Source organism: Microbacterium awajiense, from assembly GCF_039536545.1.
Taxonomy (GTDB): Bacteria; Actinomycetota; Actinomycetes; order Actinomycetales; family Microbacteriaceae; genus Microbacterium; species Microbacterium awajiense.
The window spans coordinates 459,839-485,582 of the sequence record NZ_BAAAYU010000001.1 but is presented as its reverse complement, the minus strand read 5'-3'; the positions used below and the strand labels follow the sequence as shown (position 1 = coordinate 485,582).

Annotated in this window: 21 protein-coding genes; 13 read left to right on the top strand and 8 right to left on the bottom strand. The window is 68.4% G+C overall.

The window, feature by feature from the left end; translation table 11 throughout:
• The 5 genes from ABD663_RS02380 to ABD663_RS02360 all read left to right on the top strand — a co-directional run.
• Positions 1–1,293, top strand: a 1,293-nt coding sequence (locus ABD663_RS02380; protein ID WP_344736249.1) for an RNA polymerase sigma factor, incomplete at its 5' end; no start/stop codon positions are given.
• A gap of 59 nt (positions 1,294–1,352) precedes the next feature.
• Complete coding sequence (ectB, locus tag ABD663_RS02375; protein WP_344736248.1) at positions 1,353–2,654, top strand: diaminobutyrate--2-oxoglutarate transaminase; 1,302 nt, start codon at positions 1,353–1,355, stop codon at positions 2,652–2,654.
• Positions 2,651–3,361 (top strand): coenzyme F420-0:L-glutamate ligase, encoded by a 711-nt coding sequence (locus ABD663_RS02370; protein ID WP_344736247.1) that lies wholly within the window; start codon positions 2,651–2,653, stop codon positions 3,359–3,361. Before ectB ends, ABD663_RS02370 begins: the two co-directional genes overlap by 4 nt.
• Entirely contained in the window at positions 3,358–4,374 is a 1,017-nt protein-coding gene (locus ABD663_RS02365; protein WP_344736246.1) for a sugar-transfer associated ATP-grasp domain-containing protein, read from the top strand. Before ABD663_RS02370 ends, ABD663_RS02365 begins: the two co-directional genes overlap by 4 nt.
• 4 nt (positions 4,375–4,378) lie before the next feature.
• Positions 4,379–5,419, top strand: a complete 1,041-nt coding sequence (locus ABD663_RS02360; protein ID WP_344736245.1) for a sugar-transfer associated ATP-grasp domain-containing protein — start codon at positions 4,379–4,381, stop codon at positions 5,417–5,419.
• A gap of 12 nt (positions 5,420–5,431) precedes the next feature.
• On the opposite strand, the gene ABD663_RS02355 is transcribed toward ABD663_RS02360, so the two are convergent.
• The gene (locus ABD663_RS02355; protein WP_344736244.1) at positions 5,432–5,656 is read right to left on the bottom strand and encodes a DUF7455 domain-containing protein; all 225 of its coding nucleotides are present in this window, start codon (positions 5,654–5,656) and stop codon (positions 5,432–5,434) included.
• A gap of 190 nt (positions 5,657–5,846) precedes the next feature.
• Here ABD663_RS02355 and ABD663_RS02350 point away from each other — a divergent pair, with 190 nt between their 5' ends.
• A complete protein-coding gene (locus ABD663_RS02350; RefSeq protein ID WP_486341541.1) occupies positions 5,847–7,919 on the top strand; it encodes a DNA gyrase/topoisomerase IV subunit B in 2,073 nt (690 codons plus the stop codon).
• 29 nt (positions 7,920–7,948) lie between these two features.
• Here the strand turns inward: ABD663_RS02350 and ABD663_RS02345 are convergent, their stop codons facing one another.
• Positions 7,949–10,402: a DNA gyrase/topoisomerase IV subunit A gene (locus ABD663_RS02345; protein WP_344736242.1), complete on the bottom strand. Its 2,454-nt coding sequence runs from the start codon at positions 10,400–10,402 to the stop codon at positions 7,949–7,951.
• A 65-nt stretch (positions 10,403–10,467) separates the two neighbouring features.
• On the opposite strand from ABD663_RS02345, the gene ABD663_RS02340 reads away from it, so the two are divergent.
• Positions 10,468–11,583: an alkaline phosphatase family protein gene (locus ABD663_RS02340; RefSeq protein ID WP_344736241.1), complete on the top strand. Its 1,116-nt coding sequence runs from the start codon at positions 10,468–10,470 to the stop codon at positions 11,581–11,583.
• Between the two features lie 6 nt (positions 11,584–11,589).
• On the opposite strand, the gene sepH is transcribed toward ABD663_RS02340, so the two are convergent.
• Positions 11,590–12,612 (bottom strand): septation protein SepH, encoded by a 1,023-nt coding sequence (gene sepH, locus ABD663_RS02335; protein ID WP_344736240.1) that lies wholly within the window; start codon positions 12,610–12,612, stop codon positions 11,590–11,592.
• A 196-nt stretch (positions 12,613–12,808) separates the two neighbouring features.
• Here sepH and ABD663_RS02330 point away from each other — a divergent pair, with 196 nt between their 5' ends.
• On the top strand, positions 12,809–13,099 hold the full coding sequence (locus ABD663_RS02330) for a DUF4193 domain-containing protein (protein WP_344736239.1): 291 nt from the start codon (positions 12,809–12,811) through the stop codon (positions 13,097–13,099).
• On the opposite strand, the gene ABD663_RS02325 is transcribed toward ABD663_RS02330, so the two are convergent.
• Positions 13,074–13,517, bottom strand: coding sequence for a DUF3093 domain-containing protein (locus tag ABD663_RS02325; RefSeq protein WP_344736238.1), 444 nt, complete (start codon positions 13,515–13,517; stop codon positions 13,074–13,076). The two genes, ABD663_RS02330 and ABD663_RS02325, sit on opposite strands and share 26 nt — an antisense overlap.
• A 63-nt stretch (positions 13,518–13,580) precedes the next feature.
• Between ABD663_RS02325 and dut the strand changes: the two genes are divergently transcribed.
• From dut to dxs, 5 genes are all read left to right on the top strand, one after another.
• Positions 13,581–14,033 carry a dUTP diphosphatase gene (gene dut / locus ABD663_RS02320; protein WP_344736237.1) on the top strand — a complete coding sequence of 151 codons (453 nt, stop codon included), beginning with the start codon at positions 13,581–13,583 and terminating at the stop codon, positions 14,031–14,033.
• On the top strand, positions 14,030–14,626 hold the full coding sequence (locus ABD663_RS02315) for a DUF3710 domain-containing protein (protein ID WP_344736236.1): 597 nt from the start codon (positions 14,030–14,032) through the stop codon (positions 14,624–14,626). Before dut ends, ABD663_RS02315 begins: the two co-directional genes overlap by 4 nt.
• Positions 14,623–15,354, top strand: a complete 732-nt coding sequence (locus ABD663_RS02310; protein ID WP_344736235.1) for a DUF3159 domain-containing protein — start codon at positions 14,623–14,625, stop codon at positions 15,352–15,354. The genes ABD663_RS02315 and ABD663_RS02310 overlap by 4 nt, the downstream gene beginning before the upstream one ends.
• A gap of 134 nt (positions 15,355–15,488) precedes the next feature.
• The gene (locus tag ABD663_RS02305; protein ID WP_344736233.1) at positions 15,489–18,323 is read left to right on the top strand and encodes an aconitate hydratase; all 2,835 of its coding nucleotides are present in this window, start codon (positions 15,489–15,491) and stop codon (positions 18,321–18,323) included.
• Between the two features lie 202 nt (positions 18,324–18,525).
• A complete protein-coding gene (gene dxs, locus ABD663_RS02300; RefSeq protein ID WP_344736911.1) occupies positions 18,526–20,469 on the top strand; it encodes a 1-deoxy-D-xylulose-5-phosphate synthase in 1,944 nt (647 codons plus the stop codon).
• A gap of 37 nt (positions 20,470–20,506) precedes the next feature.
• On the opposite strand, the gene ABD663_RS02295 is transcribed toward dxs, so the two are convergent.
• The 4 genes from ABD663_RS02295 to ABD663_RS02280 all read right to left on the bottom strand — a co-directional run bounded on the left by ABD663_RS02295 (position 20,507) and on the right by ABD663_RS02280 (position 25,725).
• Positions 20,507–22,654, bottom strand: coding sequence for a 3-hydroxyacyl-CoA dehydrogenase NAD-binding domain-containing protein (locus ABD663_RS02295; protein ID WP_344736232.1), 2,148 nt, complete (start codon positions 22,652–22,654; stop codon positions 20,507–20,509).
• An 11-nt stretch (positions 22,655–22,665) separates the two neighbouring features.
• On the bottom strand, positions 22,666–23,868 hold the full coding sequence (locus ABD663_RS02290) for a thiolase family protein (RefSeq protein WP_344736231.1): 1,203 nt from the start codon (positions 23,866–23,868) through the stop codon (positions 22,666–22,668).
• Positions 23,869–23,942: 74 nt separating this feature from the next.
• Positions 23,943–25,142 carry an HRDC domain-containing protein gene (locus ABD663_RS02285; RefSeq protein WP_344736230.1) on the bottom strand — a complete coding sequence of 400 codons (1,200 nt, stop codon included), beginning with the start codon at positions 25,140–25,142 and terminating at the stop codon, positions 23,943–23,945.
• On the bottom strand, positions 25,135–25,725 hold the full coding sequence (locus ABD663_RS02280) for a DUF3000 domain-containing protein (RefSeq protein ID WP_344736229.1): 591 nt from the start codon (positions 25,723–25,725) through the stop codon (positions 25,135–25,137). The genes ABD663_RS02285 and ABD663_RS02280 overlap by 8 nt, the downstream gene beginning before the upstream one ends.
• Positions 25,726–25,744: the final 19 nt, after the last annotated feature.

Here is a 25,744-nt window from a genome sequence, read left to right as displayed (position 1 = left end):
AAGACACCGCGCACGCGCGCCAAGGCGGCGCCCAAGACGGCCTCGAAGAAGTCGACGCAGCCGGAAGAGGACGAGGCGATCGACGACGACGCCGAACTCGACGACACCGCCGCCGACGACCTCGACAACGACGCGGACGACTCCGACGACACGTCGGATGACGACTCCTCGGATGACGACCGCCCCGCCGCCAAGAAGGGCGCCAAGTCCAAGGCGAGCTCGTCGGGCTCCTCGGATTCCGACGCGACCGACGACGAGGACGACGACGAAGAGGACAAGAAGCCGGCGTTCACCGAGCCCCTTCCGACCGGGGCGATCGTCCTGTCATCCAGCGATGACGACGAGATCCCGATCTATTCGACGCAGATCACCGGCGCGACGGCCGATCCGGTCAAGGACTATCTGAAGCAGATCGGCAAAGTCCCGCTGCTGAACGCGGCCGAAGAGGTCGAGTTGGCGATGCGCATCGAGGCGGGTCTGTTCGCCGAAGAGAAGCTGTCGCACATGTCTGCGGCCGAGAAGTCGTCGGAGCTGGGCCTGGACCTGCAGTGGGTCGCACGTGACGGCCAGCGTGCCAAGAGCCACCTGCTGGGCGCGAACCTGCGCCTGGTCGTATCGCTGGCCAAGCGCTACACCGGTCGCGGCATGCAGTTCCTGGATCTCATCCAGGAGGGCAACCTCGGCCTGATCCGCGCGGTCGAGAAGTTCGACTACACCAAGGGCTTCAAGTTCTCGACGTACGCGACGTGGTGGATCCGTCAGGCCATCACCCGCGCCATGGCCGACCAGGCCCGGACGATCCGCATCCCCGTCCACATGGTCGAGGTCATCAACAAGCTCGCGCGGGTGCAGCGGCAGATGCTGCAGGACCTGGGCCGCGAGCCGACGCCCGAAGAGCTGAGCCGCGAACTCGACATGACCCCCGAGAAGGTCATCGAGGTGCAGAAGTACGGTCGCGAGCCGATCTCTCTGCACACGCCGCTCGGCGAAGACGGGGACAGCGAGTTCGGTGACCTCATCGAGGACACGGATGCCGTCGTACCGGCCGACGCGGTCGGCTTCACCATGCTGCAGCGGCAGCTCGAATCGCTCCTGGACTCGCTGTCCGAGCGCGAGGCGGGCGTCATCCGCATGCGCTTCGGCCTCGGGGACGGCCAGCCCAAGACGCTCGACCAGATCGGCGACACCTTCGGCGTCACGCGTGAGCGCATCCGCCAGATCGAGTCCAAGACGATGGCCAAGCTGCGTCACCCGTCGCGCTCCCAGTCGCTGCGCGATTACCTCGAGTCCTGACTGCATAGGATTGGCGGATCGTCGCGCTCGTCCGACGTCCCCCCGAGAAAGGATTCCCCGTGGATCTGTCTGTCTTCTCTGAAATGGAGTCGGAAGTGCGCAGCTATGTGCGCACGTTCCCGACCGTGTTCTCGACCGCGCGCGGCGAGCTCATCCGCGACGTCGAGGGTCGCGAGTACATCGACTTCTTCTGCGGGGCCGGCACGCTGAACTACGGCCACAACAACCCGGCGATCAAGCCCAAGATCATCGAGTACCTCATGGGCGACAACATCCAGCACGCGCTGGACATGGCGACGTCCGCGAAGCAGGAGTTCCTCGAAGTCTTCCGCGACGTGATCCTGGCGCCGCGGGGTCTCCGGTACAAGCTCCAGTTCACCGGGCCGACGGGGGCGAACGCGGTCGAGGCTGCGCTCAAGGTCGCGCGCCAGGTGACCGGACGCCGCACGGTGGTCGCCTTCACCCACGCCTTCCACGGCGTGTCGCTCGGTGCCCTCGCGGCGACTTCCAGCAGCTGGTTCCGCGGCGGCGCGGGCACCGCTCTGCCCGACGTCGTGTTCCACCCCTTCGAGGACTACTTCGGTCCCGGCGTCGACACGATCGACATGCTGCGCACGCTGCTCGACGACGCCTCGAGCGGGCTGGATCACCCCGCTGCGGTCATCGTCGAGACCGTGCAGGGCGAAGGCGGTGTCAACGTGGCGTCCGCAGAGTGGCTGAAGCGGCTGCAGCAGGTGTGCCGTGAGCGTGGGATTCTGCTCATCGTCGACGACATCCAGATCGGCATCGGGCGATCGGGTCGATTCTTCAGCTTCGAGGAGTCGGGCATCGAGCCCGACATCGTCACGCTGTCGAAGTCCCTCTCGGGCTACGGATTCCCGATGTCGCTGGTGCTGCTGCGTCCCGAGTTGGATGTGTGGAAGCCGGGTATGCACTCGGGCACCTTCCGCGGCAACTCCGTTGCGTTCGTCGGAGCCGTCGCGGCGATCCGCGAGTACTGGGAGAAGCCCGGCTTCGAAGAGCACATCGACCACCGCGCCACCCTGGTCGCCGACCGTCTCGCCAAGATGTCGGGCGAGCGCCCGGACGAGTTCAGCTCCCGTGGCCGCGGTCTGCTGCAGGGCCTCGCCTGCACCGACCCGGCGATCGCGAAGGCGATCTCGCGCGAGTCGTTCGCGCGGGGCGTGATCGTGGAACTCAGTGGGGCACAGGACGAGGTGCTCAAGCTGATGCCCACCCTCACCGGCGAGGACGAGCTGCTCGTGAAGGGCCTCGACGTCATCGAGGAGGCCGCGCACGCCGTGCTGAGCGCGCCCCGTGCCGCAACGCCCCCGTCGGCTGAGCGCGCGACGACACCATGAGCTCCGCTCCCAACACCGGCAAGGACCTGACCGTCGAAGTCGACGGTGAACGCGTCGACCGGATTCCGCTGAAGACCCGCGTGGTGGTGGACGGCGACGATCTCGACGCCTTCATCACGGAGTACGCCGCCGATGCGGTACGCGCAGGCGACATCCTGTTCGTCACGGAGAAGATCGTCGCGATCACACAGGGGCGGTCGTACCCGGTCGACGCGATCCGACCCCGACGCCTGGCCGTGTTCTTGTCACGCTACGTGACGCGGACGCCCTACGGCATCGGCCTGGGCATGCCCGAGACGATGGAGATGGCCCTGCGCGAGTGCGGCACGCCGCGCATCCTGTTCGCTGCGGCAGTGTCGGCGGTGACCAAGGCCTTCGGGCGCAAGGGCGATTTCTACCGCATCGCCGGCGACAAGGCGCGGGCGATCGACGGTCCGACCGCGGGCACGATCCCTCCCTACAACGAAGCCGTGGTGCTGGGTCCCGAGGATCCCGATGGCGTGGCGCGTCATCTGCAGGGCCTGCTGCCGGCCGGCGTCGCGGTGGCGGTCGTCGACATCAACGATCTGGGCGGCAACATCCTCGGATCCACGCTCGACCGCGCGGGCGACGCACGTCTGCTCCGCATCCTCCGCGACAACCCGCTCGGCCAGGGCCACCAGTCCACGCCCCTGGGAATCGTGCGCACCTCGGAGTCCGGCTCATGAACTGGTTCGGCGAGAAACTCCACTGGTTCGCGAGCCGTGCGCTGCGTTGGTCGCCCAAGCGCATCATGGAGTTCGCGCGTCAGTCGCAGCGGCTGACACCGCGGACACCCCTGTGGGTCATCGTGATCGACATGTGCGCGTGCATCGTGCTCTATCAGACGACGTTCGAGCACTATGCGCAGTGGGATTACCGGATCCTGAAGGGACGCGAACGGCGCACCTTCATGACCGAGCCGAAGTCGGCGATGATGTCTCGCGCGTTCAACTCGCAGCAGCGTCGTGCCGTGTTCGACGACAAGATCGAGTTCGCGAAGAGTTTCGCCGATGACATCGGCCGCGAGTGGCTCGACGTCCAGGCGACGGATGCGGCGGCCCTCGAGGAGTTCATCACGCGCCATGGGCGAGTGCTCGCCAAGGATCCCGTCGGAGTGGGCGGGAGCGGGATCGATCTCTACGAGGCGGCCGACATCTCCGACTACGCGGCCCTGCGCGACACGCTCGTCGCATCGAAGCACACGCTCGTCGAAGAGATGCTCGTGCAGCATCCCGAGATGTCCCGGCTGTACCCCGGGAGCGTCAACACCCTGCGGATCGTCACCTACCGGGATCCCGACGACGTCGTGCATGTGCTGGCGCGTGTGCTCAAGATCGGCAACGGCGGCTTCATCGACAACTACAGCGGCGGCGGCATGTACACGATGGTCGACGAGCGAGGCATCGCCCTGCATGCCGCGTACGACGGCATCGGTCAGGTGTTCCACCGGCATCCGGTCACCGGGGTCTATCTCGAAGGGTTCCAGGTGCCGCTGTTCGACGAGGTGATCGCCCTCGCCGACCGACTCGCCCGCCAGGAGCGCGACATGCCCTACATCGGCTGGGACATCGCGATCACCCCGACCAGACCCGTCGTCATCGAGGGCAACCACAACACGGGCGTGTTCCAGTCGCGTCCGGCGGTGTCGGGAACGCGCACCGGGCTCATGCCGATCTACGAGAAGGCGATGCGGGTCTGACACCGTGATCCGGAGACGCACGGCACATCTGGCCGGTCAGCTGCGTTCGCGCGGGCGCTACCTCGTGAACCGAGCGCGCAATCTGCGCGCGGGAAACCTCGTGGAGTTCGCACAGCAGTCGCGGTCGGTCACGAGAAAGCCCGTTCCGCTGATCATCGCAGACATGCTGTGGTGCTCGGTGCGGTACGAAATGGGCTTCCGCGACTACGCCGTGTGGGATGTCGCCACCCTCCGCGGGCGCGAGCGGGCGACGTGGATGACGCACCCGAAGTCGAATCGGATCACGGCGACCTACAACGACGCGGCGCAGCGTCATCGGTTCGAGGACAAGCTCGTGTTCTACAGCGACTTCGCCGATGTGATCGGCCGTGACTGGCTCGATGCGCGCACGGCGACCGATGACGAGGTCGCCGCGTTCGTGGAGCGGCACGGCCGTGTGATCGTCAAGCCCGCGGGCGGCCACGGCGGCGTGGGCATCGATGTGATCGCGTACGAAGACCTCGACGACCCGGCGATGCTGCGCACGACGCTCGTCGATGAGGGGAGGACCCTCGTCGAGCAGCTGCTCGTGCAGCATCCGACGCTCGCGGCGATATACCCCGGAAGCGTGAACACGGTGCGCATGATCACCTTCCTCGATCCCGAGGACCGGCTGCACATCCTCGCGGCGGTGCTGCGCATCGGCAACGGCGCGGCGATCGACAACTTCGCCAGCGGGGGCATGTACACGCTGCTCGACGAAGAAGGCGTCGCCCGGTATCCCGGCGTCGACAAGAGCGGCGGCGTGCACCCGGTGCACCCGGTCACAGGCACCGCCATCGCCGGCACACGCGTGCCGTTCTACCCCGAGGTCCTCGAACTGCTCGAAGACGTCGCCCGTCGGATTCCCGGAACGCCCTACGTGGGCTGGGACATCGCGGTGACACCCGAGGGACCCGTGCTGATCGAGGGCAATCACAACTCGAGCGTCTTCCAGACCAAGCCGACGGTCTCGGGCGTGAAGACCGGGCTGCTTCCCGTCTACCGCGCGGCGATCGGGTTCTGACGCTCCTGCGGCTCAGTCGGCTTCGCTGAGGCGCGCGGTCTCGTCATGCCATGTGGTGGCCACGGTGCGCAGCTTCTCTTCGTACTTGCGACCGTGATGGGCGCAGAACAGCAGCTCGCTGCCGTTGACTTCGGCGGCGATGTACGCCTGCGCGCCGCACGAGTCGCACCGGTCGACGGCCGTCAGGCGGTACTCGAGGACGGCGGCGGTGTCGTTCGTGGTCGTCAGCGTGTTCATCTCGGTGCCTCCTCGTATCGCTCACATCCGTTCCAGGTGCAAGCAATACAACCACGGCTTTGTTTCCGGCATGCCTCGATCCGGTCACATTTCGCTGTGCGCGTACCGTGCATCCATCGCCCTCGTTTCGACCGTGTTGCCGGCCCGTGTGTCACCGCTGTGCGCGCCGACCACGCGGTTAGGCTTGTCGATTGTGACCGCCGAGTACTCCGCCCATCACCTGCAGGTGCTCGAAGGCCTGGAGGCGGTGCGCAAGCGACCCGGCATGTACATCGGATCGACGGATTCTCGCGGCCTCATGCACTGCCTATGGGAGATCATCGACAACTCGGTCGATGAGGCGCTCGGGGGTCACGGATCGCGCATCGACGTCGTGCTCCACCGTGACGGCAGCGTCGAGGTGCGCGACCGGGCTCGAGGCATTCCCGTCGACGTCGAGCCGCGCACCGGACTGAGCGGCGTCGAGGTCGTGTTCACCAAGCTCCACGCGGGAGGCAAGTTCGGCTCCGGCTCGTACGCCTCGTCCGGCGGACTTCACGGTGTGGGCGCGTCGGTCGTCAACGCGCTGTCGGAACGACTCGATGTCGAGGTCGATCGAGGTGGGAAGACCTGGGCGATGTCGTTCCACCGCGGCGAACCCGGTGTGTTCGCCGGCGATGCGCCCGACGCGCCGTTCACGCCCTTCGAACGCAGCTCCGAGCTGCGCGTCGTGGGCCGCGCGCCCAAGGGCACGACCGGGACCCGCATCCGCTACTGGGCCGACCGCCAGATCTTCACGAAGGGTGCCGTCTTCGCGCTCGACGAGCTCGAGCAGCGGGCGCGACAGACCGCGTTCCTCGTTCCCGGACTCGAGATCGTCATCCGTGACGAGCGCGCCGACGAGCCCGTGGAGACGTCGTACCGGTTCGACGGCGGCATCTCGGAGTTCACCGACTTCCTCGCCCCCGACCCCGCCGTGACCGACACGTGGCGGCTGACCGGCGCGGGGAGCTTCGTCGAGACCGTTCCCGTCCTGCAGCCGACCGGTGCGATGGTTCCCACCGAGGTCGAGCGCGAGTGCCAGGTCGACATCGCGCTGCGCTGGGGCACGGGGTACGAGACGGTCCAGCGTTCGTTCGTCAACATCATCGCGACGCCGAAGGGCGGCACGCACCAGCAGGGGTTCGAGCAGGCGCTCATGAAGGTCATGCGCACCCAGGTCGACCAGAACTCGCGCCGGCTCAAGGTCGGCAACGACAAGCTTGAGAAGGACGACATCCTCGCCGGGATGACCGCCGTCCTCACCGTGCGCCTGCCCGAGCCGCAGTTCGAAGGCCAGACCAAGGAGGTGCTGGGTACCCCGGCGGTGCGGCAGATCGTCTCGTCCGTGGTGACCAAGGAGCTCACCGCCCGATTCACGTCGACGAAGCGCGATGACAAGGCCCAGGCCGGGCTTCTGTTGGACAAGGTCGTCTCCGAGATGAAGGCGCGCATCTCGGCGCGCGCCCACAAAGAGACGCAGCGGCGGAAGAACGCGCTCGAGTCCTCGACACTGCCGGCCAAGCTGGTGGACTGCCGGTCGAGCGACGTCGCGGACTCGGAGCTGTTCATCGTCGAGGGCGACTCGGCGCTGGGCACGGCGAAGCTTGCGCGCAACAGCGAGTTCCAGGCGCTGCTGCCGATCCGCGGCAAGATCCTCAACGTGCAGAAGGCATCGATCAGCGACATGCTGTCCAATGCCGAGTGCGCGTCGATCATCCAGGTGATCGGCGCCGGCTCGGGTCGTTCCTTCGACCTGTCCGCCGCCCGCTACGGCAAGATCATCCTGATGAGCGACGCGGATGTCGACGGCGCACACATCCGGACTCTGCTCCTCACGCTGTTCTTCCGCTACATGCGGCCGCTGATCGAGGACGGACGCGTCTTCGCCGCCGTCCCACCGCTGCATCGCGTCATCGTTCAGCATCCGGGGTCCAAGCCCAACGAGACGATCTACACGTACAGCGAGAAGGAGCTGCACGCGCTGCTCGCCCGCCTGTCCAAGTCGGGTCGGCGCTGGCATGAGCCGATCCAGCGCTACAAGGGTCTTGGTGAAATGGATGCCGAGCAGCTCGCCTCGACCACGATGGACCGTGCCGGGCGCACCCTGCGCCGCGTGCGCGTATCGGATGCCGAGGCCGACTCGACCGTGTTCGAGCTGCTGATGGGCAACGAGGTGGCGCCGCGGCGCGAGTTCATCGTCGACTCGAGTGCACGGATGGACCGCGAACGCATCGACGCGTGACCCGAGACCTTCTGACTGAGAACTCCCGCTCAGCCGATCGCCGTGCCGACCGCGCCGATGACGGAGTCGAGCGCCTGACCTGACGCATCGCGCTTGGCGCCCGATGGTGGCAGCGCACGCGTGGCACCGTCTGCGCCGACGGCACGCGGCTGCACGCCGACCCATGCCGTGGACAGCGTGTCCTCGCCCTTGAGGAAGCGCTGCGCGCGCACGCCGCCGGTGCCACGGCCCTTGGGCGGGAACTCCGCGAAGGCCGACACCTTGGCGCTTCCCGCATCCGCCCCAGCGATCGCGCCGGTCGACCCCGCGACGGTGACCACCTCGGCCTCTTCGGCGTCGTCGACGACGCCGAAGAAGACGACGCTCTCTCCGGTGGTCACCCGGATACCTGACATGCCGCCCGCAGCGCGTCCCTGGGGCCGCACGGCCCCGGCGTCGAAACGAAGCAGCTGGGCGTCGCTGGTGACGAAGACGAGCTCGGATCCATCGGGAGCGACGGCGGCCCCGACGACGCGATCACCGGGCTTGAGGGCGATCACCTCGATGTCGTTCTTGGTGCCGAGCTCGGTCGCAGCGACGCGCTTGACGGTGCCGTGGGCGGTGCCCAGCGCGATGGGGGGAGCGTCGGCGACGGGGACGAGCGCGACGACATGCTCACCACCGGACAGGCCCAGATACTGATCGGCGCGGGTGCCCGCGGCCACTTGGACGGAGTTCGCCGGCACCGAGGGCAGGTCGACGGGGCTCAGCCGTACAAGTCGCCCGGCCGTCGTCACGGCGGCGATCTCGCCGCGCGTGGTCGTGTCCACCGAGGACCGGATCGCATCGTGCTTCGAGCGGCGCGACGGCGCGACGATGCCGCCGCCCTCGGCGTCGGCGACCAGCTCGGCTCGCACCATGCGCCCGGTGGCGGACAGGTACACCCGACACGGCGCGTCGGCGATCTGCAGCTGCGCGGCCGACGCCGCCGCTCGGGAGCGCGGTGCGACCGGTCCGCCGTTGAGCAGGAGTGTTCGGCGCGGCGTGCCGAACGCCTCGGCCACGGCGTCGAGCTCCCGCGCGACCTGCGCACGCAGCAGGACGTCGTCACCGAGCAGCTCTTCGAGGCGGGCGATCTCGGCCTTCAGCTCGTCGCGCTCGCTCTCCAGCTCGATGCGTGAGAACCGCGTGAGTCGTCGCAGCCGCAGCTCGAGGATGTACTCCGCCTGCGGCTGTGACAGGTCGAACACGTCCATCAGCCGAGAGCGAGCCTGCTCCCCGTCATCCGACGTGCGGATGACCTGAATGACCTCGTCGATGTCGAGGATCGCGATGAGCAGGCCCTCGACCAGGTGCAGTCGCTCACGCCGGCGCGCGAGCCGATACTCGCTGCGCCGAGTGACGACCCGGATGCGGTGGTCGAGGTACACACGCAGGAGCTCGCGCAGCCCGAGCGTCTGCGGCTGCCCCTCGACGAGCGCGACGTTGTTGATGCCGAACGAGTCCTCGAGCGGAGTGAGCCGGTACAGGTGCTCGAGAACCGCTTCCGGGTCGAAGCCGGTCTTGATGCCGATGACCAGGCGCAATCCGTTGTGCCGGTCGGTGAGATCGGTGACGTCGGCGATGCCCTGGAGCTTCTTCGCGCTGACCGCGTCCTTGATCTTCTCGATCACCCGCTCCGGGCCCACGAGGTAGGGAAGCTCGGTGATGACCAGACCTGTACGGCGCGGGCCCAGCGATTCGATCGAGACCTTCGCCCGCGTGCGGAAGCTGCCGCGGCCCTTCGCATAGGCGTCCTTGATCCCCTCGAGACCGACGATGATGCCGCCGGAAGGAAGATCGGGACCCGGAACGAACTCCATGAGATCCTCGACGGTCGCATCCGGGTGCTCGAGGAGGTGGATCGCGGCCCCGACCACCTCGATGAGGTTGTGGGGAGCCATGTTCGTCGCCATACCCACGGCGATGCCGCTCGCGCCGTTGACGAGCAGATTCGGGAACGCGGCCGGCAGCACCTCGGGCTGTTGGAACTGCCCGTCGTAGTTCGGGATGAAGTCGACGACGTCCTCACCCAGATCGTCGGTGAGCGCCACCGCCGGCGGCGCGGGGCGCGCCTCCGTGTAGCGGGCGGCGGCGGGGCCGTCGTCGAGCGAGCCGAAATTGCCGTGTCCGTCGACGAGGGGAACCCGCAGCGAGAACGGCTGAGCGAGGCGCACCAGCGCGTCGTAGATGGCGGCGTCGCCGTGCGGGTGGAGTTTGCCCATCACCTCGCCGACGACACGCGCGCTCTTGACGTGACCTCGATCGGGGCGCAGTCCCATGTCGGCCATCTGGAACAGGATGCGGCGCTGCACGGGCTTGAGTCCGTCGCGGGCGTCCGGGAGCGCGCGCGAGTAGATCACCGAGTACGCGTACTCGAGGAACGACCCCTGCATCTCGGTCGCGACGTCGACGTCTTCGATGCGGCCGTGGTCGGCGGGGGAGTCGGAGCGGGTTGCAGGCATGACGGATGTGGGCCTCGGGAAGACGGCGGGCGGCGTGGGGGAGCCGGTGTGCGAGACTGGCCCCGATGACCCTCAGCCTACCGGCGGACCCGCCCCGCGCCCGGAGCCTCACCGGTGTCGTGCCACAGGTCTTCCGGTCGCTCGACGGCGAGGACGGCTGGTTCGCGGCATCCCGCAGCGCGATCGTGTTCCTCGTCGACGGGCTCGGCGCGCTCAACCTGCGTGCCCGCGCCGGACACGCGCGCTTCCTCGCGCGCGTCGGGCTGCGCTCGGATGTCGCGCGTACGGTCTTCCCCTCGACGACGGCCGCGGCGCTGACGAGTCTGCTCACGGCAACGGATGCCGGTCGGCACGGCATCGCCGGGTACCGTCTGCGTGTGCCCGAGACCGGTGCCGTCGTCAACCAGCTGCGGGGCTGGGACACGGACGGACTCGACCGCTCATGGCTTCGTGCCGCCCCGCTCACCGACGAGGACCGCCCGACCTACGTCGTGTCGAAAGCGGAGTACGCGGGGACCGGCTTGACCGACGCCATCATGCACGGCGCGATCTTCGTCGGCGCCGACGATCTCGACCAGCGCATGGCTGCCGCGGCCGAGATCGCGAACACCGTCGACGGGGCGTTCGTCTACCTCTACGCACCGGAACTCGACGCTGTGGGGCACAAGCACGGCTGGGAGTCCGAGCGCTGGCTCGAGACCCTCGAGCGTCTGGATGCCGCAGCCGCCCTTCTCGCTCGCGCGATCGCTCCCGACGTCGGGCTCCTGGTGACCGCGGACCACGGCATGGTCGACGTCCCGCGCCACCGCCACGTGCTCCTCTCCGAGGGCGACCGGCTCGTGCACGGTGTCGCAGAGATCGGCGGTGAGCCCCGCATGCTGCATCTGTACGCCGAGCCGGGCTGTGAAGACGACCTCCTCGACGCATGGCGCGACGCGGAGTCGGGCCGTTCATGGGTGCTGTCCCGCGCGGAGGCCGTCGCGTCGGGCCTGTTCGGCGCGCACGTCGACCACGCCGTCGCCGCACGGTTGGGAGACGTGCTCGTCGCCGCGCGCGCGACGATCGCGTACTACGACGATCGGGTCGCCGACAAGGCACCCCAGAAGATGATCGGACAGCACGGCTCGCTCACCGATCAGGAGCGCATCGTGCCGCTGCTCAGGCTCGGCGCCTACGCCTGACGAACGTCACTCCTCGGTGCGCGCGCCGAAGACGATCTCGTCCCAGGAGGGCATCGACGAGCGGCCCTTGCGTCGGCCGGCCGCTTCGGCTGCCGGTGCCGCGAGCTGCTCGGGCTCGGGTTCGTCGTCATGATCGATCTCGTCATAACCCGGTTCGAGTGCGTCGAACAGCGCGACGGGCGCATGCGTGTGCTCCGTGGAGTGCTCATCGGCACCGGGCAGCGGCTCGCGCTGACCACGCCGCCGCCGCAGCGCTTCGAGCAGGTCGGCCGTCTCGGCGGACGTGACCACGGGCTCGTCGGCGCGCTTGATGGCCGCCTTCTGCACGGCCGGCGAGGTCGGTTCCGCGGGCTCGGGTGACGAGCCTTCGTCGTCGGCGATGCGTCGGGGTTCGAACGCCTCGCTGTCGAAGCTCGTGTCGTCCTTCTCGGTGGTCTCCAGCGCGCGCAGGCGCGGGATCAGCCCGTCGGGCAGCGAGCCCTGGCGGGAGAGCTGGATGGCGTCGGAGTTCACCGGCGTCAGCGTGCTGCGACGTGGGTCGAAACCCCAGCGGGCGTCATGGTCGACCCCGCCGGCCGAGAACTCGAGCTTGACCACCCAGCCGGTCTGCTCCTTCCAGCTGGTCCACCGCTCACCCGATGCCTCGGCCTCGGCCAGTTTCGTGCGCACGGCGCGTCCGAACGTCGCCTGGCCGTCGCTGTCGAGGTCCGAGCCCAGCAGCACGGGGACAGACAGCGCCTGCCCCACGATGTGTTCGCGCTCGGCGAGAACGGGTCCTTCGAAGCGGCGGACGTCCTCGACGCGGGCCCCCAGCAGCTGTGCCACCTCATCGGCGGTGAGGCCCGATCGGATATGGGCCTGGATCTCGCGCGGGCTCGGACGCGGCGCATCCCCGTCCTCCTGCGCACGTCGCGCGCGGCGGATCTCCGAGCGCAGCACGTCATCGAGGGCGAGGGAGAATCTGTCGCCCGACTCGGTCGCCAGAACGAGCATGTCGTCCTCGCTGCCGATGAGTTTGAGCTGTTCCATGCGGAAGCCCTCCGATCCTGCGTGTGCGAACATGCTGACACGTCGCCTGCCCGACGGCGGGAATATCCGGGGCGCGCCGTGAGTTTCCCGCACACGCGACGTGATCGTCATTTGCGAAATGGCGCGCGGTCGTGCAAACTATGGCCGCCCATCAGGGCCACAGACTTGAACCACCCGGAAGTAGAGACATCACCGAATGGCCACCGATTACGACGCCCCCCGCAAGTCCGAAGACGACAGCGAATCGATCGAAGCGCTCAAGGAGCGCGTGCCCGCCAAGGCGGCATCAGTCGATTCCGAGGACTCGGACAATCCGGCGGGCTTCGAGCTGCCCGGCGCGGATCTGTCGGACATCGAGCTCGATGTCGTCGTGCTGCCGCCCCAGGAAGACGAGTTCACCTGCATGAGCTGCTTCCTCGTCAAGCACCGCTCTCAGGTGGCGGGCGAGGATGCCGCGGGCTTCATCTGCACGGAGTGCGCGGCGTAGCTCGCTGAGCACTGCGCACCGCCGCTGCGAGGCGGTCGGGGGTGCGCGTGGAGATGACCCAGGTCGGCGCAGGATCGTCGGGGTCGAGCACCGCCACCGTGACCACGCCGTCGATGCCGCCACGGATGATGTGCCATGCGCGGGGATCCAGACCCGAGCCGCGTGCATGACGCGCGCGCTCCCCGGTGAGGGCGACGGCGTCGCCGAGATGACAGACCTCGATGTGCGCGCGGCCGGCGCGGAGAGTTCCGTCGCGCACCTCGACGACGGGCGCACCCACCACCAGGAGCGCGACGACCCCGATCCCGACGACGGCTCCGACCCCGAGGGCGAGCGTCGTGTCGATGGGAGCGATCACCAGCGCGGCCATCGGCGCGCACACCGCAGCGGCGACCAGCACCCACAGTGATGGGCTCAACCGCTCGCGATACTCACCAGGCGCCCGGACGCGCCGCCGATCCTTCTGCATTACCCTCGTTGCGTGACTGAAACCGTGGACGTCCCCATTATCGCCTCCGACGTTCCCCTCTACGCCCACCCGGGAGATGCCGGTGCCGATCTGACGGCGGCGGAGGCGGTGCGGCTGGAGCCTGGACGACGCGCCCTGGTGGGCACCGGCGTGCGGATCGCGCTGCCGGACGGCTATGTGGCGTTCGTCGTACCGCGCAGTGGACTGGCCGCGCGCCACGGCATCACGATCGTCAACTCCCCTGGAACCGTGGACGCCGGCTATCGCGGCGAGATCAAGGTGAGTCTGCTCAACACCGACCCCGAGGAGGCGTTCGAGATCGCCGAGGGGGATCGGATCGCACAGCTCATCGTGATGCCGGTACCGCGCGTGGAGTTCATCGAAGTCGACGAGCTCCCGGACAGCGTCCGCGGCGAAGGCGGGTTCGGCTCGACCGGCTATCAGAAGAACGGAGTCTCCGCATGAGCGACGCCACCCCCAGCGAAGCACCGAAGGTCGCACCGGAGGACCGCGCCGAGAACGGGCCGTTCGACGAGTCCGAAGCGAATCCGGTGCGGCCGTACATCGACCTCGGGGGTATCAAGGTGCTGCCGCGCGAGGGCCTCAACCTGCGACTCGAGGTCGAGGAGCAGACCAAGCGCATCGTGGCGGTCGGCCTCGACTACGTGGGCTCGACGCTCCAGGTCCAGCCTTTCGCCGCTCCGCGCTCCAGCGGACTGTGGGACGAGACACGCGATCAGATCCGTGCACAGGTGCGCCAGCAGGGCGGTCGCGTCGAAGAGCGCGAGGGTCCGCTCGGTCCCGAGCTGCTCGCCGAGGTGCCGGTGACTGCAGGCGCCGAGGGCGAGGCCGGCAAGCGCCTTGCCCGCTTCGTCGGTGTCGACGGACCCCGGTGGTTCCTCCGCGGCGTCATCGGCGGCGCCGCCACCGGCGACATCGAGGCCGCTTCCAAGGTCGAGGAGCTCTTCCGCTCGATCGTGGTGGTCCGCGGCGGGTCGCCCATGCCTCCGCGCGACCTCATTCCGCTGCGGATGCCGGGGACTCCGGGTTCGGCGTGACCGGCGACGAGCAGAACGATCCCGCCGAGCCGTCGGCGTCGGAGCTGGTCGGTGCCGCGCTCGGCGGTGCGGCCCGACGCGCGGGCCTGGACCCCGCAGACGGGGCGACGACGGGCCACGTGGTCTGGAAGGCCATGGGCGGGTGGCGCGGCATCCTCGAGTCGGTGCTGCCGAGCCTCGCGTTCCTCGTGCTATACACCGTCACGACCGATCTGGTCTTGTCGCTGGCCGTGTCGGTGGGCATCGCAGTCGTGTTCACCGCCATCCGTCTCATCACACGTACGCCCCCGGCCGCGGCGATCGGCGGTCTCGTCGCGACCGGCGCGGCGGCGGCACTGGCGCTGTGGACGGGTCGCGCCGAAGACAACTTCGTCTGGGGCTTCGTCACCAACGGCGCGTACGGAACGGCCTTCCTGGTCTCGGCCCTCGTCGGTTGGCCGCTCATCGGTCTCATCGCCGGCTTCCTCATGGGCGAGGGCACGGCGTGGCGGCAGGATCCGCGCAAGCGCCGGGTCTACTTCTGGCTGTCGCTCGCGTGGGCGGGCCTGTTCGCGGCTCGGCTCGCGGTGCAGCTCCCGCTCTATTTCGCGGGAGATGTGACCGCGCTCGGCACCCTGAAGCTGGTGATGGGCCTGCCCCTGTTCGCGCCGCTGCTCGCGGTGACGTGGCTGGCCGCGCGTGCCCTCTATCCCCGCGCGCCTTCGAAGGACGAGCCCGCCGAGCAGTGATACATTTATCTTGATATCGAGATAAATCTCCGCCTGCGCGTAAGGCATCCCTCACTGGCACGCCGACGCACCTCGCGGAATGATGGGGGGGCCGGGTCTCGCGCCCGGCTCCGACGCCGACGAAGGAGACACACGTGTCCACGGTTGACAGCTTCGGTGCCAAGAGCACCCTGACGGTCGGCAGCACCGACTACGAGATCTACCGCATCGACACCGTCGCGGGATTCGAGAAGCTCCCGTTCAGCCTGAAGGTCCTCCTGGAGAACCTTCTGCGCACCGAAGACGGCGCCAATGTCACGAAGGCGCAGATCGAGGCCCTCGGCTCGTGGGATGCCGCGGCCGAGCCCGACACCGAGATCCAGTTCACGCCGGCACGCGTCGTCATGCAGGACTTCACCGGCGTCCCGTGCATCGTCGACCTCGCCACGATGCGTGAGGCGGTCGGCGCGCTCGGCGGCGACCCCGACAAGATCAACCCTCTGTCGCCCGCCGAGATGGTGATCGACCACTCCGTCATCGCCGACCTCTTCGGCCGTGAGGACGCCCTCGAGCGCAACGTCGAGATCGAGTACGAGCGCAACGGCGAGCGGTATCAGTTCCTCCGGTGGGGCCAGACCGCGTTCGACGACTTCAAGGTCGTCCCGCCCGGTACCGGCATCGTGCACCAGGTCAACATCGAGCACCTCGCGAAGGTCATCTACGACCGCACCAACGGCGGCGTTCTTCAGGCGTACCCCGACACGTGCGTCGGTACCGACTCGCACACGACGATGGTCAACGGACTGGGCGTGCTGGGCTGGGGCGTCGGGGGCATCGAGGCCGAGGCGGCGATGCTCGGGCAGCCCGTCTCGATGCTGATCCCTCGCGTGGTCGGCTTCAAGCTGACCGGCGAGATCCCCGCGGGCGTCACCGCCACGGACGTGGTCCTCACGATCACCGACATGCTGCGCAAGCACGGTGTGGTCGGCAAGTTCGTCGAGTTCTACGGCGCGGGCGTCGGCTCGGTGCCGCTGGCCAACCGCGCGACGATCGGCAACATGAGCCCGGAGTTCGGGTCGACCGCGGCGATGTTCCCGATCGACGAGGTCACACTCGACTACCTGCGCCTGACCGGCCGCAGCGATCAGTCCGTCGACCTGGTCGAGGAGTACGCCAAGCTGCAGGGTCTGTGGCACGACCCGTCGAGGGAGGCCGTCTACAGCGAGTACCTCGAACTCGATCTGGGTACGGTCGTTCCGTCGATCGCCGGGCCCAAGCGCCCGCAGGACCGCATCCTGCTCTCGGAAGCGAAGTCCCAGTTCGAGAGCGACGTCCTCCACTACGCGGATGCGACGACGTCGGACGACATCATCGACCTCGAGTCGAAGCACTCCTTCCCCGCCTCCGATCCGGGCGCGGCCCCCGGCGACGAGCACGAGGAGACGCGCATCGTGCACATCTCCAGCGGCGGCCCCGCGGCGGCATCCAAGCCCGTGAGGGTGACCCCGCCCAGTGGCGAGAGCTACATCCTGGACAACGGTGCGGTGACCCTCGCGGCGATCACATCGTGCACCAACACCTCGAACCCGTCGGTCATGATCGCGGCGGGCCTGCTCGCCAGGAATGCGCTGGACAAGGGTCTCAAGCAGAAGCCGTGGGTCAAGACGACGCTCGGCCCCGGGTCGAAGGTCGTCACCGACTACTACGAGAAGTCCGGTCTCGACAAGGCGCTCGAGGGCCTCGGGTTCTACACGGTCGGTTACGGGTGCACGATCTGCATCGGAAACTCCGGCCCCCTCATCGAGGAGGTCTCCGCGGCCGTCAACGAGCACGACCTCGCGGTGACCGCGGTTCTGTCGGGCAACCGCAACTTCGAGGGCCGCATCAGCCCCGACGTGAAGATGAACTACCTCGCGTCCCCTCCGCTGGTGGTCGCCTATGCGCTGGCCGGGTCGATGCACTTCGACTTCGAGACCGACCCGCTCGGCACGGACGCGGACGGCAACGATGTCTTCCTGCGAGACATCTGGCCGTCGCCGGAGGAAGTGCAGGAGACGATCGACTCGTCGATCTCGCGCGAGCAGTTCATCAAGCAGTATGCGACGGTCTTCGAGGGCGACGAGCGGTGGAAGAGCCTGCCGACGCCGGACGACTCGGTGTTCCAGTGGGATGAGAACTCGACGTACGTGCGCAAGGCGCCGTACTTCGACGGGATGACGATGGAGCTCACCCCGGTCGCCGACATCCACGGCGCACGGGTGATGGCCACGCTCGGGGACTCGGTCACGACCGACCACATCAGCCCCGCGGGCAACATCAAGATCGGCACTCCCGCGGCGAAGTACCTCGAAGAGCACGGTGTACGCCAGAAGGACTTCAACTCCTTCGGTTCGCGTCGCGGCAACCACGAGGTGATGATCCGCGGCACCTTCGCCAACATCCGACTCAAGAACATGCTCGTCAGCGCCGTCAACGACGGTGCCGTCGTCGAAGGCGGCTACACGCGCGACTTCACACAGCCGGGCGGACCGCAGTCGTTCATCTACGACGCCTGCATGAACTATCAGCAGCAAGGCACGCCGCTGGTCGTCTTCGGCGGCAAGGAGTACGGCTCGGGATCGTCGCGCGACTGGGCGGCGAAGGGCACGAGCCTTCTCGGCGTCAAGGCCGTCATCACCGAGAGCTTCGAGCGCATCCACCGCTCGAACCTGATCGGCATGGGCGTCGTGCCGCTGCAGTTCCCCGAGGGGGAGAGCTGGGAGAGCCTGGGTCTGGACGGCACCGAGGTCGTCTCGATCACGGGGCTCGAGCAGCTCAACGAAGGCGTCACGCCGAAGACGGTTCGCGTGACGGCCGCGCCCAGTGAGTTCTCGCCGGAGGGCAAGGAGACCGTCGAGTTCGACGCGGTCGTGCGGATCGACACGCCCGGCGAGGCCGACTACTACCGCAATGGCGGGATCCTCCAGTACGTGCTGCGCTCGCTCGTCTGACGCGGCCGGATTCCGACGCGCGCACTCATCGCCGCCACGACCACGGCGGCGATGAGTGCGCCCCGGGCTCGCCCCTCCGGTGGGGTCGAGGCCGGGATCATAGGTGATCAGGCGCGCGGCGGCCAGTCGGGATGTCCGACCGGGGCCGCGGATAGACTGGACCACGGCATCCCGCGTCGGCCGAGGAGAAGAGGTGAGCCCGATGTCGCTGCTCTCGTCGATCGGCTCGCCTCGTGATCTCGACGCGCTGACCTCCGCGCAACTGCGGGAGCTCGCCGGCGACATCCGCGCGTTCCTGGTCGAGAACGTCTCGCGAACGGGCGGCCATCTGGGGCCCAACCTCGGCGTCGTCGAGCTCACGATCGCGCTCCATCGCGTCTTCGACTCGCCGAACGACCCGATCATCTTCGACACCGGGCACCAGTCGTACGTCCACAAGCTGCTCACCGGTCGCCAGGACTTCGAGAAGCTGCGTTCACGGGGAGGACTCGCGGGGTACCCCCAGCGGGCTGAGAGTCCGCACGACGTCGTGGAGTCCTCGCATGCGTCGAGTTCGCTGAGCTGGGCGGACGGCGTCTCGCGTGCTTTCAGCCGCACCGGACGTCGCGATCGCCACGTCGTGGCCGTCGTCGGCGACGGCGCACTGACCGGCGGCATGACGTGGGAGGCGCTCAACAACATCTCGGACGACAACGATCGCAACCTCGTCATCATCGTCAACGACAACGGTCGCTCCTACGCCCCGACGATCGGCGGCATGGCGCGCTACCTCAACCGGGTCCGCACGACCGAGTCGTATCGGACGCTGCACCGTGGCTCGACAGATCTGGCCCGTCGGATGGGCCCGGCGGCGCGCGCGGTCTATCGAGGTGTCCGCGGAGGCACACACGGGTTCCTGTCCCGTTTCACCAACAACGCGGCGCTGTACTCCAATCTCGACATCAAGTACCTCGGCCCGGTCGACGGCCACGACTTCACCACGCTCATCGAGACGCTCGAGCTCGCCAAGGAGTACGGTGCGCCGGTCATCGTGCACGCGATCACCGAGAAGGGCAGGGGCTACGCACCGGCCCGTTCCGATGAAGCCGATCAGTTCCACGCGGTGGGACGGATCGATCCGGTCACCGGCGAGTCGCTCGCCGCAGGCGGTGGCACCTCGTGGACGGACGTCTTCGCCGACGAACTCGTCGAGGTCGGCGCCGAGCGCCACGACGTCATCGCCATGACGGCAGCGATGCTGCGACCCACGGGACTGCTGCCGTTCGCCCAGCGCTTCCCCGACCGGGTCTACGACGTCGGCATCGCCGAGCAGCACGCTGTCGCTTCCGCGGCAGGCCTCGCGTACGGGGGCCTGCATCCGGTCGTCGCCATCTACGCCACGTTCATGAACCGGGCATTCGACCAGGTTCTGATGGACGTCGCCCTCCACCGCGCGGGCGTGACGTTCGTGCTCGACCGCGCGGGCGTGACCGGGCCCGACGGACCGAGCCACCACGGAATCTGGGATCTCGCGATCCTCCAGATCGTGCCGAACATCCGCATCGCCGTGCCGCGCGACGAGGCGACCCTTCGCGAAGAGCTGCGCGAGGCGGTCGCCGTCGAGGACGCGCCGACGGTGGTGCGCTACCCCAAGGGATCGGTCGGAGCCGACCTTCCCGCGATCGAACGCCTCGACGACGGCGTCGATGTCCTGGTGAGGTCGGGGGCCGAGGACGTGCTCATCGTGGGGATCGGCCCGATGGCCCATGTCGGCGTCGAGGTCGCCGACCGTCTGCGCGCCCAGGGGATCGGCGCGACCGTCGTCGACCCGCGCTGGGTCGTGCCGGTGCAGCCCTCGATCGTGACACTGGCCGCATCCCACCGCCTGGTCATCACCATCGAGGACGGCATCCGCGTCGGCGGCATCGGAACCCGGGTGCGGCAGGTGCTGCGAGAGGCCGGGGTCGACACGGCGGTCGACGAGCTCGGCGTGCCGGACGAGTTCATAGATCACGCCGCACGCGAGCAGATCCTCGAGGATGCCGGGCTGGTGCCCGCGAAGATCGCGCAGGACATCGTGGCGCAGGTGCTCGGCACCCGGATCCCGGTGGCGAGGCAGACCGACTCCGAGCTTCGCGCCGTCGACGTCTGGTCACGCCAGGACTGAGCGAACCCGGCCGGGGGAGCCCCGACCGGGTCGCGGGTCACGTCGAGGCGATGCCCCGGATGACCGGATGGTGGAAGGTGTCGTCGAACACGCGCTCGGAGGCGCCTTCGCGGTCGAGGTAGGGAGACGCGCCGCCGTCGATGAACGGCCAGCCCGCACCGAGGATGAGACACAGGTCGATGTCCTCGACCTCGGGGACCACTCCCTCATCGAGCATGATCCGGATCTCCTGCGCCAGACCGTCCTGCACGCGACGCAGGATCGTGTCCGCAGTGGCCGGCGTCGATCCCACGGCCGGACGCAGCAGCTTCTCGGCGGGCTTGGTCCAGCCCGTGACCCGCCCGCTCTTGTCCTTCTCCACGACCTCGGGCAGCTCGGCGAGCGCGTGGAAGTTCTCGTTCGCGTAGAAGCGCTCCGGGAATGCGCGCACCATCGTGTCCTGCACGTGGGCGGCGACCTTCCAGCCCACGAGGTCGATCAGCTGGAACGGCCCCATCGGCAGTCCGAGCGGGGCGAACGCCTTCTCGACCTCGACGATCGGCGTGCCCTCGTACACGGCCCGCGCCGCCTCGCCCATCACCTTCGCCAGCAGCCGGTTGACGACGAATCCGGGCGCGTCGGCGGTGAGCACGGCGTTCTTGCCCAGGCTCTTGGCCACCACGAACGCCGTCGACAGCGCGGCATCCGCCGTCTGCGGCGTCTTCACGATCTCGATCAGCGGCATGACGGCGACGGGGTTGAAGAAGTGAAAGCCCACCAGGCGTTCGGGGTGGGCGAGCTTCGCCCCGATCTCCTCGACCGACAACGACGAGGTGTTCGTCGCCAGGATCGCGTCTTCGGCGATGATCTGCTCGATCTCGCCGAAGACCTGCTGCTTCACGCCGACCTCTTCGAACACGGCCTCGATGACGAAGTCGCAGTCCGCGTAGAGGCTCTTGTCCGTCGTGCCGGTGACGAGTCCGCGCAGCTTGTTCGCGGCGTCGCCGTCGAGTCGGCCCTTCGCCTCGAGCTTGCCGATCTCGTCGTGGATGTAGGCCACGCCCTTGTCGACGCGGGCCTGATCCAGATCGGTGATGAGAACGGGAACCTGCATCTTGCGGACGAACAGCAGCGCGAACTGGCTGGCCATGAGGCCGGCCCCGATGATGCCGACCTTCGTGACCTTCTTCGCGAGCTCTTTGTCCGGAGCGCCGACCGGACGCTTGGCACGCTTCTGCACCAGGTCGAAGGCGTACATGGACGCCGCGAACTGATCGCCCACGACCAGGTCGGCCAGGGCTTCGTCCTCGCGGGCGAACCCTTCGGCTCGGGTGCCGCTCTTCGCCTTGTCGAGCAGCTCGAGCGCCATGTAGGGCGAGCGGGGAACGGTTCCGATGCGCGACTCGAGCATGCCGCGCGCCATCTTGATGGCGATGGGCCACTTGGTGAGGCGCTCCATCTTGCCGGGTTCGTTCTTGCGGACGACCTTGATGCTGCCGCCGAGCACGCCGTCCGCCCACGCGAGCGAGTTCTCGAGGTAGTTGGCGGCGGGGAAGATCGCGTCGACGATGCCGTAATCGAAGGCCTGCTGCGGCTTGAGCATCCGGTTCTGCTTGAGCGGGTTGGAGATGACGACCTCGAGCGCGTTCTCGATTCCGATGAGATTGGGCAGCAGGTATGCCCCGCCCCAGCCGGGGATGATCCCGAGGAAGACCTCGGGGAGCGCGATCGCCGCCGCCGACGCATCGACCGTGCGGTAGGTGGAGTTGAGCGCGATCTCAAGCCCTCCGCCGAGGGCCAGTCCGTTCACGAAGGCGAACGACGGCACCCCGAGCTCGCTGAGTCGGCCGAGCACGTGATGGCCCAGCTGGGCGATCTTGCGCGCGTCGTCCTTGGACCGCACGAGCGTGATGTCCGACAGATCGGCGCCTGCGGCGAGGATGTACTGCTTGCCCGTCACGGCGACCGCGTGGATCTCACCCGCGTCCGCTCGTGCCTTCAGCTCGTCGAGCCGCTCGCCGAGCTCGAGCAGCGTCTTCGGCCCGAGCGTGTTCGGTCGCGTGTGGTCGCGTCCGTTGTCGAGGGTGATGAGGGCGAGCACCTTGCCGGACGGCAGACGGACGTCGCGCACCGGCGAGTGTGTGACGACCTCGTCGGCGGCGAGGTCGCGGATGCCCGAGAAGTCGATGGCTGCGTAGTCGGTCATCGTCGTGTGACTCACTTTTTCTTTCCGTCGTAGTGCGGGTTCTCCCAGACGACCGAGCCGCCCTGGCCCAGACCCACGCACATCGCGGTGAGGCCGTAGCGGACGTCGGGACGCTCGGCGAACTGGGCTGCGAGCTGGATCATCAGGCGTACGCCCGAGGCCGCGAGCGGGTGGCCGATCGCGATGGCACCGCCCCACTGGTTCACCCGTGGATCGTCGTCGGCGATGCCGAAGTGGTCCAGGAAGGAGATCACCTGGATGGCGAAGGCTTCGTTGAGTTCGAACAGACCGATGTCGTCGATCGTGAGCCCGGCCTTCTGCAGCGCCTTCTCGGTCGAGGGGATCGGACCGATGCCCATGATCTCGGGCTGGACGCCGGCGAATGCGAACGAGACGAGCTTCATCTTCGGCGCAAGACCGAGCTCCTTCACCGCACCACCGCCGGCCAGCAGCGACATCGTCGCGCCATCGGTGAGGGGTGACGAGGTGCCGGCCGTCACGCGACCGTGAGGCCGGAACGGGGTCTTGAGCGCGGCGAGGTCGTCCATCGTGGTCTGCGGGCGGCGGCCCTCGTCCTCGGTCGCGAGCCCCCAGGCCCCGTCGGCGTCCTTGATCGCGACGGAGACGAGATCGGGCTGGATCCTCGCCGCGTCGTACGCGGCCTGCGCCTTGTGCTGGCTCAGCATTCCGAACCGGTCGGAGCGCTCCTTGGTCAGGTGCGGGAAGCGGTCGAAGATGCGCTCCGCGGTCACACCCATGTTGAGCGCACCGGGGTCGACCATCTTCTCGGCGACGAAGCGCGGGTTGGGGTCGGCGTTCGATCCGATCGGGTGATGGCCCATGTGCTCGACACCGCCCGCGAGCGCGACGTCGTACATCCCGACGCCGATCGATGCCGCCATGGTCGTGACGCTCGTCATCGCACCTGCGCACATCCGGTCGATCGCGAATCCGGGGACCGTCTGGGGCAGCCCGGCGAGGATCGCGACGGAGCGTCCGAGGGTGAGTCCCTGATCGCCCGTCTGCGAGGTCGCCGCGATCGCGACGTCATCGATGCGATCGGCGGGAACGGCGGGATTCCGCTCCATCAGGCCGATGGTCGCCTTGACGGCGAGATCGTCCGATCGCGTGTTCCAGTACATGCCCTTCTCGCCGGCGCGCCCGAAGGGTGTGCGCATTCCATCGACGAAGAAGACGTCAGAGAGCTCGGCCACTCTGCCTCCTGAGATTCGGGGATGTCCTCAGCCTAGGCAGAGTGCCGAGGGCCCGAAAACGGGGTGGCGGAAACCTACGAATCGCCTTCGTCGGCGGCGTCGACGACTTGCACGGATTCGACAAAGGCATCGACGATCAACTGTGCAGTCTCGTCAATCTGCCAACTCCGTGCGCCCGCTTCGGCGAGAGCGGATGCCACGCCATCGACCGACAGCGGCGTCGGCGGCGCCCAGGCCACCCGTCGCAGCAGTTCGGGAGTGAGCAGGTTCTCGGTGGGCATGCCCAGGGCTGCCGCGTGGGCCTCGATCGCGGGGCGAGCCGTCTTCAGCCGGGCGTCCGCCTCGGGGTTGCGATCGGCCCAGGCGCGCGGTGGCGGAAGGGAATCGCCTCCGCGCAGCCGTTCGAGCGGAAGATCCTTCTCGGCGCGTCCTCTCTCGATCGCCGCCCACCACCGATCGAGCTGTGAGCGTGAAGCCCGGCCGGTGAAATCCTTCACCGAGGCGAGTTCCTGCTTGGAGGCAGGGTCTGCCAGCACCGCGGCGACGAGGGCCCGATCGGGCACGAGGCGTCCCGGTGAGACGTCCTGCTGCTGGGCGAACTCCTCGCGTGCGGTCCACAGTGCCCGGGCGACGGCGAGAGCCCGCCGCCCGCGGACCGCGTGCAGTCCGCTCAGCCGACGCCACGGATCCTGGCGTGGGGGCTTGGGCGGACGCGTCCGCACAGCCTCGAACTCCTGTGCGGCGAACTCGGTCTTGCCCTGCTCGGTGAGCTCCGCCGCCAGGGCGTCGCGCACGTCGACGAGATGCACGACGTCGAGGGCCGCGTACTCGAGCCATGCCTGCGGCAGGGGACGCACCGACCAGTCCGACGCCGAGTGCGCCTTCGCGAGGGCGATCCCGAGCGTGTCCTGCACGACGGCACCCAGCCCGACCCGCTCGTGACCGAGCAGCCGGGCGGCCAACTCGGTGTCGAAGATCGACGGGGGATCGAGGCCGATCTCGCGAAGCGACGGCAGGTCCTGGCTCGCCGCGTGAAGCACCCATTCGGCATCCGACGCGGCCTGCTGCACAGGCGCGAAGTCGTCGATGGGGGGCGGATCGATGAGGAACAGGCCGGATCCGCGGCGAAACACCTGCACCAGGTAGGCCCGCTGCGAGTACCGGAAGCCCGACGCGCGCTCCACGTCGACCGCGATGGGTCCGGTGCCGGCGGCGAGGCGTGCCGCCGCCTCGGCGAGCCCGGCGGAGTCGTCGATGATCGTGTAGTCAGTCACGCGTCGTCCTGTGGGATCCGAGTGTCGCGATGCCCTCCGAGCCCGGCGGGAGTCCGGCGAGCATGCACACCAGCTCGGCCCACGCCGAGACATGGCCGGACAGCGGTCCCTCGGGCGACCACGAGGCGCGCAGCTCGATCTGCGCGCCCTCACCTTCGACCGCGAGGCTCCCGAATCCCTTCGACAGGGTCTTCGTCGCCGTGCCGGATGCGGAGTGGAACGTGGCGCCGTGGGCGTTGAGCGCGTCGACGAGCCACGCCCACGCGACATCGGCCAGAAGTGGGTCGACGCCGATGTCGGGCTCGAGCGGTGCCTGGGCGAAGCACACGATCCGGCGTGCGCCGTTCCACCCGGACGGCTCGTCCGGGTCGTGCAGCAGAATCAATCGTCCGGTCGCATAGGCCGAGTCCTCGCCCGCCACCTCGGGACGCACGTCACCCGCCAGTGCGAGGGCGTCGGGCGCGAGCCCGGACGGTGCGGCGATCTCGCGGACGGTGAAGTCGTCGCGGAAGTGCATCGCCCGCACCTCGCCCGCGTCGTCCGCGAACGAGGGCGCTGTCGCGGGGGGACCATGCTGAGCCACGCCGACAGACTAGAGTGAG